Origin of the sequence: uncultured Polaribacter sp., from assembly GCF_947497695.1 — a bacterium.
Classification (GTDB): domain Bacteria; phylum Bacteroidota; class Bacteroidia; order Flavobacteriales; family Flavobacteriaceae; genus Polaribacter.
Map to the genome: position 1 here is coordinate 1 of NZ_CANMHM010000022.1, position 15,782 is coordinate 15,782.

Annotated in this window: 10 protein-coding genes; 3 read left to right on the plus strand and 7 right to left on the minus strand. The window is 32.6% G+C overall.

Annotation, left to right across the window (positions count from 1 at the left end):
- Positions 1 to 183 precede the first annotated feature (183 nt).
- The 6 genes from Q0731_RS12845 to Q0731_RS12870 form a co-directional block, all read right to left on the minus strand.
- The gene (locus Q0731_RS12845) at positions 184 to 1,647 is read right to left on the minus strand and encodes a glutamate synthase subunit beta (protein WP_299064719.1); all 1,464 of its coding nucleotides are present in this window, start codon (positions 1,645 to 1,647) and stop codon (positions 184 to 186) included.
- Between the two features lie 4 nt (positions 1,648 to 1,651).
- Positions 1,652 to 6,163, minus strand: coding sequence for a glutamate synthase large subunit (gene gltB, locus Q0731_RS12850; protein WP_299064721.1), 4,512 nt, complete (start codon positions 6,161 to 6,163; stop codon positions 1,652 to 1,654).
- 214 nt (positions 6,164 to 6,377) lie between these two features.
- Entirely contained in the window at positions 6,378 to 7,604 is a 1,227-nt protein-coding gene (gene amt / locus Q0731_RS12855; protein WP_299064722.1) for an ammonium transporter, read from the minus strand.
- Positions 7,605 to 7,612: 8 nt separating this feature from the next.
- Complete coding sequence (locus tag Q0731_RS12860) at positions 7,613 to 7,963, minus strand: P-II family nitrogen regulator (protein ID WP_299064723.1); 351 nt, start codon at positions 7,961 to 7,963, stop codon at positions 7,613 to 7,615.
- A 141-nt stretch (positions 7,964 to 8,104) separates the two neighbouring features.
- Complete coding sequence (locus tag Q0731_RS12865; RefSeq protein ID WP_299064725.1) at positions 8,105 to 9,394, minus strand: ammonium transporter; 1,290 nt, start codon at positions 9,392 to 9,394, stop codon at positions 8,105 to 8,107.
- Between the two features lie 77 nt (positions 9,395 to 9,471).
- Positions 9,472 to 10,479 carry an outer membrane beta-barrel protein gene (locus Q0731_RS12870; RefSeq protein ID WP_299064728.1) on the minus strand — a complete coding sequence of 336 codons (1,008 nt, stop codon included), beginning with the start codon at positions 10,477 to 10,479 and terminating at the stop codon, positions 9,472 to 9,474.
- A gap of 268 nt (positions 10,480 to 10,747) precedes the next feature.
- On the opposite strand from Q0731_RS12870, the gene Q0731_RS12875 reads away from it, so the two are divergent.
- Complete coding sequence (locus Q0731_RS12875) at positions 10,748 to 11,530, plus strand: tRNA pseudouridine(38-40) synthase TruA (protein ID WP_299064730.1); 783 nt, start codon at positions 10,748 to 10,750, stop codon at positions 11,528 to 11,530.
- Positions 11,531 to 11,715: 185 nt separating this feature from the next.
- On the opposite strand, the gene Q0731_RS12880 is transcribed toward Q0731_RS12875, so the two are convergent.
- Positions 11,716 to 12,858, minus strand: coding sequence for an acyl-CoA dehydrogenase (locus Q0731_RS12880; protein WP_299064732.1), 1,143 nt, complete (start codon positions 12,856 to 12,858; stop codon positions 11,716 to 11,718).
- A gap of 92 nt (positions 12,859 to 12,950) precedes the next feature.
- Here Q0731_RS12880 and Q0731_RS12885 point away from each other — a divergent pair, with 92 nt between their 5' ends.
- Together Q0731_RS12885 and nhaB are read left to right on the plus strand one after the other, a co-directional pair.
- Positions 12,951 to 14,012, plus strand: a complete 1,062-nt coding sequence (locus Q0731_RS12885) for an anhydro-N-acetylmuramic acid kinase (protein ID WP_299064733.1) — start codon at positions 12,951 to 12,953, stop codon at positions 14,010 to 14,012.
- 203 nt (positions 14,013 to 14,215) lie between these two features.
- Complete coding sequence (gene nhaB, locus Q0731_RS12890; RefSeq protein ID WP_299064735.1) at positions 14,216 to 15,688, plus strand: sodium/proton antiporter NhaB; 1,473 nt, start codon at positions 14,216 to 14,218, stop codon at positions 15,686 to 15,688.
- Positions 15,689 to 15,782: the final 94 nt, after the last annotated feature.

The window sequence follows — 15,782 nt, forward strand, 5'->3', positions numbered from 1 at the left end:
GAAAAGCCTGACCATTTTTTTAGACGATTTTTGCTTTACACACTACAGGTTTTTTAAAAAAATGGGCACGCCCAAATAATAGTTCTTATTATTTTAAAGCAAAAAACTCATCAATTTATATATTGATGAGTTTTTGTTTTTTATTAGATATTTTAAGCATTAAATTGCCTTAAATACTGTTTGTTACATTGCTACTAAATCGCCAGTAATATCTTTTGAAGGCAATAAAGACTTACCCATTAAGAAAATATCTACTTGACGTGCAGCTTCTCTACCTTCTGATATTGCCCAAACAATTAAAGATTGACCACGACGCATATCACCAGCTGTAAAAATATTTTTTACGTTGGTTTGGTATTTTCCATAGGCTGCTTTGTAGTTAGAGCGTACATCTCTGTCTAAGCCTAATTGATCTGCCAACGTATTTTCTGGACCAGTAAAACCAAGTGCTAATAAGGCTAAATCACAAGGCCATGTTTTTTCTGTACCTGCAACTTCTATTAGTTCTGGTCTTTGTCCTGGAACCATTTTCCATTCTACATTTACTGTTTTAAGAGCAATTAACTTTCCATTTTTATCTTTTACAAATTCTTTGGTGTTGATTAGCCAATTACGTTCTACACCTTCTTTATGAGATGAAGAAGTTTTTAGTTGTAAAGGCCAAAAAGGCCAAGGAGTAGTTGGAGATCTATGTCCTGGAGGTTTTGGCATGATTTCAAAGTTAACCACAGATTTTGCTCCATGTCTATTTGAAGTACCAATACAATCAGATCCTGTATCTCCACCACCAATTACAATTACGTCTTTATCAGTAGCCATAATTTGGTTTTTGACTTCTTTACCAAATAAAACTTTTGTTTGTTGCGTTAAAAAATCCATTGCTTGTACAACACCATCAGCATCAATACCAGGAGTAGGTAAGCTACGTCTTTCTGTAGAACCACCACAAAGAACAATAGAATCGAAAGATTTTAGCTCTTTTACATCATAATTAACCCCAACATTTACATTGGTTTTAAAGGTAATTCCTTCTGCTTCTAAAATGGCAATTCTTCTATCGATGATTCCTTTTTCCATTTTAAAGTTAGGGATTCCATAACGTAATAAACCACCAACTTCATCGTCTCTTTCAAAAACAGTAACTGTATGACCAGCTCTATTTAATTGTTGTGCTGCAGCTAAACCTGCAGGTCCAGAACCTACAATAGCGACCGTTTTACCAGTTCTTGTTTTAGGAGGTTGTGGTTTAATCCAACCTTCTTTAAAAGCACGTTCTACAATATTTTTTTCTATATTTTCTATTGAAACAGGGTCTTCTATAATACCTAGTACACATGCTTGTTCACACGGTGCTGGGCATAAACGACCTGTAAATTCTGGAAAATTATTTGTAGAATGTAAAATCCATGAGGCTTTTTTCCATTCTCCTTGGTGTACCATGTGATTAAAATCTGGAATTAGATTTCCTAATGGGCAACCACTATGACAGAAAGGAATACCACAATCCATACAACGAGATCCTTGTTTGGTAATCTCTTTTTCTGATAAAGGAACTGTAAATTCTTTATAATCTTTTACACGATCTTTTACAGAGGTGTATTTTTCATCTTGTCTTTCAAATTCTTTAAATCCTGTTACTTTTCCCATGACATTATGCTATTGTTAATTCTTCGAACATTGGTTCTTCTGTTTCTATACGTTTTAATGCTTTTTTGTATTCAGTAGGCATTACTTTTACAAAGTTTTTTAAACTTGTATCCCAGTCTGCTAATAATTCAGCACCTTTTTTACTATTGGTATATAAAACGTGTTTTTCTATGTCTGCTTTTAATTCTGCTGCTACTGCTTCAGAAATATCTTCAAATTCTATTGTTTCTGTATTACAAAGACCGTTTACAAATTTGTTTTCTGGGTCATATACATAAGCAATACCACCACTCATTCCTGCCGCAAAATTTCTACCTGTTTTACCTAAAACAACTACTTTACCACCCGTCATATATTCACAACAGTGATCTCCAACACCTTCTACAACAGCTGTTGCACCAGAGTTGCGAACAGCAAAGCGTTCTCCTGCAATACCATTAATGTAAGCTTCACCAGCAACTGCTCCAAACATACAAACATTACCAACAATGATATTGTTTTCTGCTAAAAAGTCTGCTTTTGCAGGTTTTTTTACGATTAATTTTGCTCCAGACAACCCTTTTCCTAAATAATCGTTTGTATTACCATCTAATATAAAAGTTAAACCATGTGCACCAAATGCTCCAAAACTTTGTCCTGCAGAACCTGTAAAGTTAATGTTTAATGTATCTTCAGGTAAACCTAAGTGACCATATATTTTAGAAACTTCATTACTTACAATAGCACCAACAGTTCTGTTTGTGTTTTTTATAGGGTAATTTAGTGTCATTTGTTCTTTACGATACAAAGCTCTGTGAGAATCTTTTAAGATTGTAAAATCTAAAACATCTTCTAAATTATGATCTTGTTTTTCAGTATTTCTTACAGTCATACTTCTGTAAGAAGTTGGTCTGTGTAAAATACTAGATAAATCTAACCCTTTAGCTTTGTAATGCTTAATAGCATTGTTTGCATTTATTTTGTGAGTTTGTCCCACCATTTCATCTAAGGTTCTAAAACCTAGTTGTGCCATAATTGCTCTTAATTCTTCTGCAATATAATAGAAGAAATTAATTACGTGTTCTGGTGTACCTTTAAAGTTTTTACGCAATTCTTTGTCTTGCGTTGCAATACCAACAGGACATGTATTTAAATGACATTTACGCATCATAATACATCCAGAGGCAACTAAAGGAGCGGTAGCAAAACCAAATTCTTCTGCTCCTAATAATGCTGCAATAGCAACATCTCTACCTGTTTTTAATTGACCATCACACTCTACAACAATTCTACTTCTTAGATCGTTAAGCACTAATGTTTGCTGTGCTTCTGCTAAACCAAGTTCCCAAGGTAAACCAGCATGTTTTAGTGAGGTAAGAGGAGAAGCTCCTGTACCACCATCATAACCAGATATTAACACAACATCTGCTTTTGCTTTTGCAACACCAGCAGCAATGGTACCAACACCAACTTCTGATACTAATTTTACATTAATTCTAGCTTCGCGATTTGCATTTTTTAAATCGTATATTAATTGTGCTAAATCTTCAATTGAATAAATATCATGGTGTGGAGGAGGAGAAATTAATCCTACAAAAGGTGTTGAGTTTCTTGCATTTGCAATCCAAGGTAACACTTTGTAACCAGGTAATTGACCACCTTCACCAGGTTTTGCACCTTGTGCCATTTTAATTTGAATTTCTCTTGCGTTTGATAAATAATGAGAAGTTACACCAAAACGGCCAGAAGCTACCTGCTTAATTGCAGAGTTTCTACTATCTCCATTAATATCTTTTTGAAAACGGTTTCTATCTTCACCACCTTCACCAGAGTTAGATTTACCACCAATTCTGTTCATGGCAATTGCTAAGTTTTCATGTGCTTCTCTAGAGATAGACCCATAAGACATTGCACCTGTTTTAAAACGTTTAACAATTTCTGTCCAAGGTTCTACTTCTTCTAAAGGAATAGGATCTAAGTTATCAAATTGAAACAAACCACGAATTGTCATTAAATTTTCTGCCTGTTCGTTAATTGCTTTTGCATAGACATTATAACTATTTTGGTCGCTTAAACGAACTGCTTGCTGTAATTTAGAAACTGTAGTTGGGTTAAATAAATGACGTTCACCATTTCTTCTCCATCTATAATCTCCACCAACGTTTAAACCTAAGTTTTTGTCGATTTTATTATCTGGATAGGCTTGTCTAAAACGTTGATCTATTTCTTTTTCTATTTCATATAAACCAATACCTTCTATTCTAGAAGCTGTGTATGGGAAATATTTTTCTACAAATTGAGAATTAAATCCTACGATTTCAAAAATTTGAGAACCTCTGTAAGAGTGTAGTGTAGAGATTCCTATTTTATTCATCACTTTTAGAATTCCTTTTCCAATGGCTTTGTTAAAATTATCAACAGCTTTCTGTTCATCCATTCCTGTGATGAAACCATCTTTAACTTGCGTTCTAATAATTTCATTTACCATGTAAGGATTGATGGCACTAGCACCATAACCAAATAACGTAGCAAAATGATGTGGTTCTCTTGGTTCAGCAGATTCAATAATAATATCAAAGTAAGAACGTTTTCTTAATCTGTTTAATTGATGATTAACAAAAGAACAAGCTAACAAAGCAGGGATTGGAGCAAACTCTTGATTTACACCTCTATCTGATAAAATAATGATATTATTTTTATTTTCAATTGCTTTTTCAACTTGGACAACAATAGCATCTAAAGCATCTTCTAATCCATTTAAACCTTGAGTTTTTGGATATAAGATTTGAATTGTTTCTGCTTTAAAACTCTCAATATCAATATTTCTAATTTTTTCTAAATCTGCATTAGAAATTACAGGGTTTTGTATTCTTAATTTTCTACATTGTCTGTCTGTAATACTAAAAATGTTTCTATCTTTTCCTAAGTTTAAACTAATGTCAGTTACAATTTCTTCACGAATACCATCTAAAGGGGGGTTGGTAACTTGTGCAAATAATTGTTTAAAGTAATTTGATATTAACTGAGGTCTGTCTGATAAAACAGCTAAAGGGGTATCTATTCCCATAGAACCTAAAGCCTCTTTACCAACTTGTGCCATTGGTGTTATTACTTCTTGGATATCCTCAAAAGTATAATTAAATAAACGTTGACGAGTTTTTACATCAATAGTTTCAATAGAACATGTTTCTTCTGTATAAGGAACATCTTTTAAGTGTAAGCGTGTATTGTCTAACCATTTTTGATACGGTCTTTCTGAAACAATTTTACTTTTAATTTCTTCATCACCAATAATACGTCCTTCATTCATGTCTACTAAGAACATTTTTCCAGGTTCTAGTCTACCATGTTCTTTTACATCCTCTGGAGCAACATCTACCACACCAATTTCAGATGACATTATTAAGCTACCACTTTTAGTAACTGTATATCTAGAAGGTCTTAAACCATTTCTGTCTAATAGAGCACCAATATAGTCTCCATCTGTAAAAGGTACAGAAGCAGGCCCATCCCAAGGTTCCATAATACAGGCATTGTATTCATAAAAAGCTTTACGCTCTTTAGACATTGTTGCATGTTTTTCCCATGCTTCAGGTATCATCATCATCATAATTTCTGGTAATGATCTACCTGTATGTGTTAATAACTCAACAACCATATCCATAGAAGCAGAGTCTGATTTTCCTGGTAAGATGATTGGGAATAGTTTTTCTATTTGAGGTCCAAAGACATCACTTTTCATGATTTCTTCACGCACACGCATTCTACTTACGTTACCTCTTAGAGTATTAATTTCTCCATTTTGACACATGTGTCTAAATGGTTGTGCTAACTCCCAAGTAGGCATTGTGTTTGTTGAAAAACGTTGGTGTACTAAAGCCAAACGTGTTACTAAATCTATTTCTTGTAAGTCTTTATAATAAGGTCCAATATCTTCTGGCATAATAATACCTTTATAGATAATGGTTGTTATTGATAAACTCGGAATGTAAAAATAACTACTTTCAGAAGTTTTAGATTCTCTTATAGTGTGTTCAGCTATTTTACGAGCAGCATATAATTTTGCTTTAAAAGTAGCTTCATCAATTTCTTCTGTTTTACCAACAAATAATTGTTCTATATTAGGTTCTGATGCTAATGCGATTTCTCCTAATTGATGAGAATCTACAGGCACTTCTCTCCATCCTAAAATAGAAAGACCTTGTGCTTTAATTTCGTTTTCGAAAGTATTTTTACAAAAATTATATTGGTTGGTAACTTTTGGCAAGAAAACCATACCAACAGCGTATTCTCTTTGATCTGGAATCGGGAAATCACAGACTCGCTTAAAATAAGCATGAGGAATGTCTATTAATAAACCAGCTCCATCTCCTGTTTTTCCATCTGAACTAACACCCCCTCTATGTTCTAGTTTTACTAGTATTTCTAGGGCATCGTGTATAATTTGATTTGTCTTTTCTCCATTTAAATTACAGATAAAACCTGCACCGCAATTTTCATGTTCAAACTCTGGTAAGTATAATCCTTGTTTCTGCATATCATATTAAATTATATGTACAAAAATAAGGGTTTTATTATGAAGGATTTAGTAATTGACCTATTTTAGCAGGATTTTTATGATGAAAACAATAAATTGCAAGAAAAAATTTATTTATTGCAATGAATCTCTTATTTATTGTCAAATTCACAAAACAAGAATAAGTCTGCAAATATTACTATTTACAGACTTGAATATTAAAATATTGATGTGATTAGTGTTCGTTTAAACGGAAGTCTGCATAAGCATCCATACCATGTTCATGAGCATCTAAGCCTTCTAATTCTTCTTTTTCACTAACTCTAATTCCCACTGTTTTCTTTAATGTAAATATAATTAAGAAAGAGGTTACGATACAGAAAGCTGCATAGCAAGCCACTCCTGTTAACTGAATTAAGAATGAGTGATCTGGGTTTGTAGAGAAAATTCCTACAGCTAAAGTACCCCAAATACCACAAACTAAGTGTACTGCAATTGCACCAACTGGATCATCTAATTTAATGGCGTCTACTAAAGCAACAGCAAAAACAATAATTGCACCTGCAATACCACCAATAATAATTGCACTTTCTGGTGTCATAACATCTGCACCAGCAGTAATACCAACTAAACCACCTAATATACCATTTAAGAACATTGTTAAATCTAAGTTCTTATACTTTAAGAAAGAAACTAAAGCAGCAATAACACCACCTGCAGCTGCTGCTAAACAAGTTGTAACTAAAGTTAAAGAAGTTAATTCTGGATCTGCAGATAATACAGAACCACCATTAAAACCAAACCAACCTAACCAAAGTATTAAAACACCTGCAGTTGCTAATGGTATGTTATGTCCAGGAATTGCTTGAGCCTTTCCGTTTTTGAATTTCCCTATTCTAGGACCTAGTAACCAAACTGCAACTAAAGCAGCCCAACCACCAACTGAGTGTACTAATGTAGAACCAGCAAAATCATAGAATCCCATTGCGTCTAAAAATCCACCACCCCATTTCCAAGAACCTGCAATTGGGTAAATTAACCCAACGTAGATTACTGTAAAAATCATAAAAGGTCCAATTTTCATTCTTTCAGCAACTGCACCAGAAACAATTGTTGCTGCTGTTGCTGCAAACATTCCTTGAAATAAGAAATCTGTCCACCAAGTGTAACCTCCATCTGCATATTCTGCAGTCATTCCATTTGCAGGAGCATCAATACCAAAACCAGCAAAACCAAAGAATCCTGAAGAACCTTCTGCAAAACCAGGGTACATCATATTAAAACCAGCAATATAATATAGTAGTAAACCTACTGTAATAATAAATATATTTTTAAATAAAATGTTAATAGTATTTTTTTGTCTTGTTAAACCAATTTCTAAAAATGCAAAACCAGTATGCATGAAGAAAACTAAAGCTGTACAGATCATCATCCATACATTGTTTGTTGTTAATAATTCCATGTTGTATATTATTTAGATTTTTTCTTTAAAGTTGTTCCTCCTTTTTCTCCCGTTCTTATTCTATAAGCTTCAGTAATGTCTGATACAAATATTTTACCATCACCAACTTCTCCTGTAGAAGCAGATTTTAATAATGCATCTATAGTTAATTGTTCGAAATCGTCATTTACAACTATAGATAAATGTCTTCTTTGAATATCACTTGTACTATAACTTACACCCCTGTATACATGTGCTTCTTTTTCGTTACCTAAACCAGTAACATCCCAATAAGAGAAAAAGTTTACGTCTACCTCATGTAGTGCTTCTTTTACATCGCTAAATTTAGATTTTCTAATAATCGCTTCGATTTTTTTCATAATAGAATATAATTTGTTCTTTTTAAAAAGTTAATTGTTTTATTATCTACAAACTTAATGACATTAATTTTCAATACAAAATCACATAACCTTTTTTTAGGTTATGTGATTTTAGGTTGAAGTAATTAACTAATTTAATTTTTATTTGTCTTCAAAATCTCTTTGTCTTTTACCTGGGTAAGCAATTGAACCATGTTCTGAAATATCTAATCCTTCGATTTCTACTTCTTTAGTAACACGTAAACCCATTGTTGCTTTTAAGATAGCTAAAACAATAAATGATAAAGCAACTGCCCAAACAGCATATGCTAAAACACCAATTGCTTGAGCACCTAATTGAGAAGCTCCACCACCATTAAATAAACCAATAGCTGTATCACCATCAACACCCCAAAGACCGATTACTAAAGTACCCCAAGCACCTGCAACACCATGTACAGAAGCTGCTCCAATAGCATCGTCTATTTTTAATTTCTTTTCAATAAATTCAATTGAGAATACTACAATAATACCACCAATTAAACCTGCAAGTACAGCACCTCCAGCAGTCATGTTTCCACAACCAGCAGTAATACTAACTAAACCAGCTAAACAACCATTTAAAGTTTGAGCTAAGTTTGGTTTTCCATACCAGATCCAAGTTGTAACTAAGGCACCTAATCCACCAGCTGCTGCTGCTAAATTTGTGATTAATACTACAGTTGAAGCTCCAGTTGCATCAGCACCACCCCAAGCTAATTGAGATCCACCGTTAAAACCAAACCATCCAAACCAAAGTATAAAAACACCTAAAGTTGCTAATATTTGGTTATGTCCTGGAATAGGAATTACTTTACCATCTACATATTTTCCTAATCTAGGACCTACCATAAATGCAGCTACTAAAGCAGCCCAACCACCTACAGAGTGTACTATTGAAGAACCAGCAAAATCAATGAAACCTAAGTTTGTTAACCAGCCTTCACCTTGCCATTGCCATCCACCAGATATTGGGTAGATTACAGCAGTCATAATTAAAGAGAAAATAATATATGTTGTATATTTTGTTCTACCTGCTATTGCTCCAGATACAATAGTTGCTGTTGTTGCAGCAAACATTGTTTGGAAAAATAAATCTGCTCCTTCACCTTGAAATAATCCACTCCAGAAAAACCATCCGTTTGAAGTATCTCCATACATTAAAGAGTAACCTACTAACCAAAAAGTTATTGATCCAACACAAATGTCTAGTAAATTTTTCATTGCGATGTTTACCGCATTTTTAGATCTTGTCATTCCAGACTCTACTAGTGTAAACCCTGCTTGCATTAAGAATACTAAGATACCTGCAATTAGCATCCAAAGCATTCCCATATCTCCGTTTATTTGTTCTACAGCTTGTGCAACTTCTGCAGTTGGAGTTTCTTGTAATAATGTTAAGAATAAACTCATATTATATAAATTTTAGTTAGTAATTGATTTGTTAACCTACGAAGAGCGAACTTCGTAGGTTGATTTTTTTGTAATTCTTAGAAAGAGTATACTGCAGCGATTGTTAAAGCAGATACACTTTTTTCAAGAGGACCATCAGTTGCGTTAAATACTTCAATAGCAGCATCGTCAGAAGAGTCGAATCTTAAGTCAGTAATTAATTTTAAGTTACTCGTTAAGTCAGCGTTTGCTGTTAAAGTAAAAGCTGTTACACTAGCGTCTGAAGCTCCATTTGCTTGAAAAAATTCTGGTCTTAAACCTAAAGCAAAAGTATCAGAAAGTGTTTGTTGAAGGTATAATGCAACACCTTGGTAACCTGCATCTGCGTCAGAAGAGTTAGAGTAAGCAGCATTTATACCTAAGAAAAAAGTTTCAGATAAATCAAAACCACCTGTATAGTCAATAAATATATTATCTGTAACCCCACTTCCATCTACACCACCGTAAATAAAGTTTAAGTATTGACCTTTGTAACCAACTTGTGCTCCAAATTGCATTTCACCACCTACATTTCCATCAGCACTAGATATTGCATGAGAGTTTGTTATTGCTAACATGTAAGATAAATCTTCTGATGCAGCGTAGTCTAATTTAATACCTGTATGAGAAAATGGTCCTGCATTAAATAAGTAAGATACTGTGTAGTTAAAGTTTGCCATAGGATTGATAACTTCATATCCTAAAAACGTGTTAAACTGACCAGCTGTTAATGTTACTTTGTCACTTACGTTATAGTAAGCATACAATTGGTTAATTGCACCTGCTAAGTTAGCGTCATCCGCTTTTGGTCCAAAAGCTAAATCAGCAACTACACCAGATTTTCCTTTTTCATAAGCAAATACAGTGTTTGCTGAACCTAAACCAAATCCGTTTGCATTTTGTGGATTTGCAATTAAAATACCTGGAGTTCCAGATCCGTCTACAAAGTTAGTTGTTCCATACATGTCTACTGTTCCGCTTACTGAAAATGTTCCTTTTTCTTCTTTCTCTTGTCCAGTTACAATTAAACTGGTTGCTAATAATAAAGTAAAAATAATTTTTTTCATAATGTTTGTTCTTTTAGTTATGTTTTAGTTTTATTGAACGGGTCAAAAGTATACTTTTATTTTAAACTGACAAGGGGTGTGTTTTTAAAAATAGGATATTTTTAATTTATACCCTCAAAAAAAAGGGGGTTATATTAAGATAAATTTATTTTTTTGTTTTTGAGTGGTTTAAAATATGAGGTTTGTAAAAAACTAGGTTGTAATTTTAGGATATTCATAAAAATGCACCTTTTGTAAAAAAAAATGCAATTATTGTACATTTGCATTTATGAAATACTCGTTTTCTTATATAGTAAGGTTGCAATTTTTAGGTTTTCGTTTTTCTGGATGGCAAAAACAAACTAATGCTAAAACATTGCATGATATGGTAGATAAATCGTTGTCGTTTGTTTTTAAAGATGTTGCCTACAAGACTATAGGTATTGGTAGAACAGATGCTAAGGTTTCTGCAAATACTTACTATATTCAGATGTTTACAGGGGTTTTGGTTGATGAAAATTCTTTTATAGCTTGTTTAAACAGTAATTTTTCTCCTGATTTTAGAGCGATTTCTATTCAGCAAGTAGATAGAAGTTTTAATGTAATTAATGCTCCGAAGATTAAAGAGTATCATTATTATTTTTCTTTTGGAGATAAAAACCACCCTTTTTCTGCACCTTTTATGGTAAATATTGATGAAAAATTGAATTTAGATGTGATGATGCAAGCTGCAAAATTATTTGAGGGAGAACATTATTTTCATAAATATTGTACAAAACCATCAGAGAATACTATTTTTAAAAGAATCATTGATTCTTGTGAAATTGTTGAGAACGATATTTTAACCGCCAATTTTTTTCCTGAAACCTCTTATATATTAAAGGTAAAAGGAAAAGGTTTTTTGCGTTATCAGATAAGATTGATGATGGCTGCTTTGTTTGAAGTAGGAAAAGGAAATTTAGATTTACAGTTTATTGAAGCGTCTTTAAAAGAAGACAATGATAGAATGTATATGAAAACCAATGCTCCTTCTTCTGGTTTGCAGTTGTATGATGTTGAATTTGAAATATAAAATTGTATTTTATTGTACGGGTTTTTGTTTCAAAGACGCCTCTGCACAAAGGATTGAAGCATTTGTTTGAGCTCTCACGCTTTTGGGCGTGAAGCGAGTGCTGAAAGCCTGACCTGAAAGGTTGTGCCAAAAAAATATGTGCTAAATAAATGTTGTTTTTTTATACCTTATATATAAGGAGTAGTTTATTGTTTAATAATAGCCCTAGAAATAACCATTTTCTGAATTTCTGAGGTGCCTTCGTAAATTTGTGTAATTTTTGCATCGCGCATTAAACGTTCTACATGGTATTCTTTTACAAAACCATTGCCTCCATGAATTTGTACAGCTTCTATGGTTTGCTCCATGGCAACTTTACTAGCATATAATTTTGCCATTGCACTAGATTTATCATAGTTTTTACCTTGGTCTTTGTCCCAGCCAGATTTTAGAACCAGCATTCTTGCAGCTTCAATTTCTGTATACATATCTGCTAGTTTAAAAGCAATTGCTTGATGATTGCAAATTTCTGTACCAAAAGATTTGCGGACTTTAGCGTATTTTAAAGCCAATTCATAACCTCCAGCAGCAATACCTAGAGCTTGGGCTGCAATACCAATTCTACCGCCAGAAAGTGTTTTCATGGCAAATTTAAAGCCAAAACCATCTTCTGCAATTCTATTTTCTTTGGGTATTTTTACATCGTTAAACTGTAAAGTATGAGTATCAGAACCACGAATACCTAATTTATCTTCTTTTGGCCCAATATGAAAACCTTCTGTTCCTTTTTCTACAATAAAAACATTGATGCCTTTGTGTCCTTTTTCTCTATCGGTTTGTGCAATCACTAAATAAATATCTGCTCTACCACCATTTGTAATCCAGTTTTTTGTGCCGTTAATTATATAATGGTCTCCTTTATCTTCTGCTGTTGTTGCTTGTGAGGTGGCATCAGAACCAGCTTCTGGTTCACTTAGGCAAAATGCCCCAATGAATTCTCCTGTTGCTAATTTTGTTAAATATTTTTGTTTTTGATCTTCGGTTCCAAAAGCTTCTAAGCCATAACAGACTAATGAATTGTTTACAGAAACAATTACAGCAGCAGAAGCGTCAATTTTAGAAAGTTCTTCCATAATTAATATGTAAGAAATGGTGTCCATGCCACTTCCTCCATATTTTGGGTTTACCATAATACCCATAAAACCTAAATCTCCCATTTTTTTAACCAACGCATCAGGAAACTCTTGTTTGTTATCTCTTTCAATAACGCCAGGTAATAATTCTGTTTGTGCAAAATCTCTTGCAGCATCACGAATCATTACATGTTCTTCTGTTAGGTTAAAATCCATTGGGGTTTATTTTTATTAAATTATTAGACTATGCTTTCAAAGATATTGATTTAGTAACATATTATCAATAGACATTTGTTAATTTTACAGGTATGAAAGCAAATGAAATTTTTGTTATTGGTTTAATGTCTGGAACTTCTTTAGATGGTATTGATTTGGTGTATGTGAAATTTTTAAAAGAAAAGTATCAATATTTTGAGGTATTAGCATCAGAAACTATTTCGTATTCAAAGGAATGGAAACGAATTTTACAAGAAGCGATTCATTTTTCTGCGGATGATTTAACAGTTTTGAATATTAATTATGGCGAACTTTTAGGAAGTGTTATTAATGATTTTGTTGATTCCTTTTCGATTAAAAAAATAGATTTTATTGCCTCTCATGGGCATACTATTTTACATGAACCAGAAAAAGGGGTTACTTTGCAGATTGGAGATGGACAAACCATAGCAAATGCTACAAAACAAAAAGTTATTTGCGATTTTAGAACGCAAGATGTAAAATTGGGCGGGCAAGGAGCACCTTTAGTGCCAATTGGTGATGAGTTGTTGTTTTCTGATTATGATTATTGTTTAAATTTAGGTGGATTTTCTAATATCTCTTATAATAAGGAAGGAAAAAGAATTGCTTTTGATATTTGCCCTGTAAATATTGTGTTGAATAGATATGCACAAGAATTAGGTTTTGAGTATGATGATAAAGGTAGTATTGCAGCTAAAGGGGGTACTTTAAAGCAGTTAGAAGCAGACTTGCAAATGTTGCCGTTTTATAAACAAAAACCACCAAAATCTTTGGGTTTAGAGTGGGTGCAAAAAGAAATTTTTCCTAGGTTAGCTTCTGTAAAAAAGCGGCCAGAAGATATTTTAAGAACTTTTACAGATCATATTGCTTGGGCAATTGCAAAAGTTTTACCTGTAAATGCAAAAGTTTTAGTAACTGGAGGAGGTGCTTTTAATACCTATTTAATTCATAAAATTAACCAACATAAAAAAGTAAATTTAGTAGTACCTAATAAAAAATTAATAAATTTTAAAGAAGCAATTGTGTTTGCTTTTTTGGGCTTGTTAAAAAGTGAAGGAAAAGTAAATTGTTTAAGTACTGTTACAGGAGCTAGTAAAAATCATTCTTCAGGAGAAATTTTTTATCCTAAATGATAATAAAAAAATTGAACAATCATTTTTTTTACTGTAAGTTTGTTAGAAATTAATTAAATCGTCTTTTTTGTTAAAGATTATCTAATGATTTAAGAATAAATTTTACACACAGTTTAAGTTGATACAGGTTAATAGTATTACAATAACAGAAACATTAAATATCATAAATAAATAAATAAATAAATAAATTAAATAAATAACACATGTTTAAGTACTTTTTAGGGAATTCACCAAAATGGTTTAAAATGACTATGATTGGTTTTTTACTTTTTAATATTATTTCAATTTTTACATTAGGAAAAACAATTACAGCTTGGATTTTTATAGGCGAGTTTATTTTTACTTTGGCAATGGCATTGAAATGTTACCCATTGCAATCTGGTGGTTTGTTGGCAATTGAAGCAATAGCTTTAGGTTTAACAACCCCTAAAAATGCATACCATGAAATTGATCAGAATTTAGAAGTTGTATTACTTTTAGTTTTTATGGTTGCAGGTATTTATTTTATGAAACCTTTATTAATGTTTATTTTTAGTAAGGTTTTTACTAAAATAAAATCTAAAGTAGTACTATCATTGCTATTTGTGTTTTTATCTGCGGTTTTATCTGCATTTTTAGACGCACTAACAGTAACTGCAGTTTTAATTAGTGTTGCTGTTGGTTTTTATGGTGTATATCATAAAATACATTCTAGTTCAGATGATTATAATGATGATGGAAAATTAGACCGTAAAGAATTAAGCGGAGAAACTTTAGAACAGTTTCGTAGTTTTTTAAGAAGTTTAATTATGCATGGTGTTGTAGGTACAGCTTTAGGAGGTGTTTGTACCTTGGTAGGAGAGCCACAAAACCTATTAATAGGAGAGCGATTAGGTTGGGATTTTGTAGATTTCTTTTTACAAATGGCACCTATAACAATACCAGTTTTATTAGGAGGTTTGGTAACAACTGTAGTTTTAGAACTAACAGGTTGGTTTGGTTTTGGAGCAAAATTACCAAAAATTGCAGCCGATATTATAGAAGGGTATACTGTTGAAGAAGATAAAAATCGAACTGATAAAGAGAAGTATGCTTTAATTGTTCAGGGAGTATCTGCTATATTATTAATTGCAGGTTTGGCATTGCATATTGCTCCTGTAGGTTTAATAGGTTTGGCCTTAATAATTGTACAAACGGCCTTTATGGGTATTATAGAAGAGCATAGTTTAGGACATGCTTTTGAAGAAGCTTTGCCATTTACAGGATTATTAGTGGTTTTCTTTGTTATTGTAGCTATGATTCATGATCAGCATTTGTTTAGTCCTATTATAGACTGGGCATTACATCAAGATCCAGCTTCTCAACCAGGACTTTTTTATCTTGCAAACGGAGTACTATCTGCCATTAGTGATAATGTTTTTGTGGCAACAGTTTATATAGGTGAAGTACAAAGTGCTTTTAAAAGTGGTACTATAACAAGAGAGCATTTTGAGCAATTGGCAATAGCTATTAATACAGGTACAAACTTACCAAGTGTTGCAACGCCAAATGGACAAGCCGCATTTTTATTTTTATTAACATCTGCTTTAGCACCATTGATTAATCTTTCTTACGGAAAAATGGTAAAAATGGCATTTCCTTACACCATAGTTTTAGGTGGGTTAGGATATATAATGGTGAAAATAGTATTATCTTAGACTTATAAATTTAAGTAAAAAAAATCCTGGAATATTGTTCAGGATTTTTTTTAAACAATTTTAAAAAAGAATACTCGTTACATAATTAGAACTT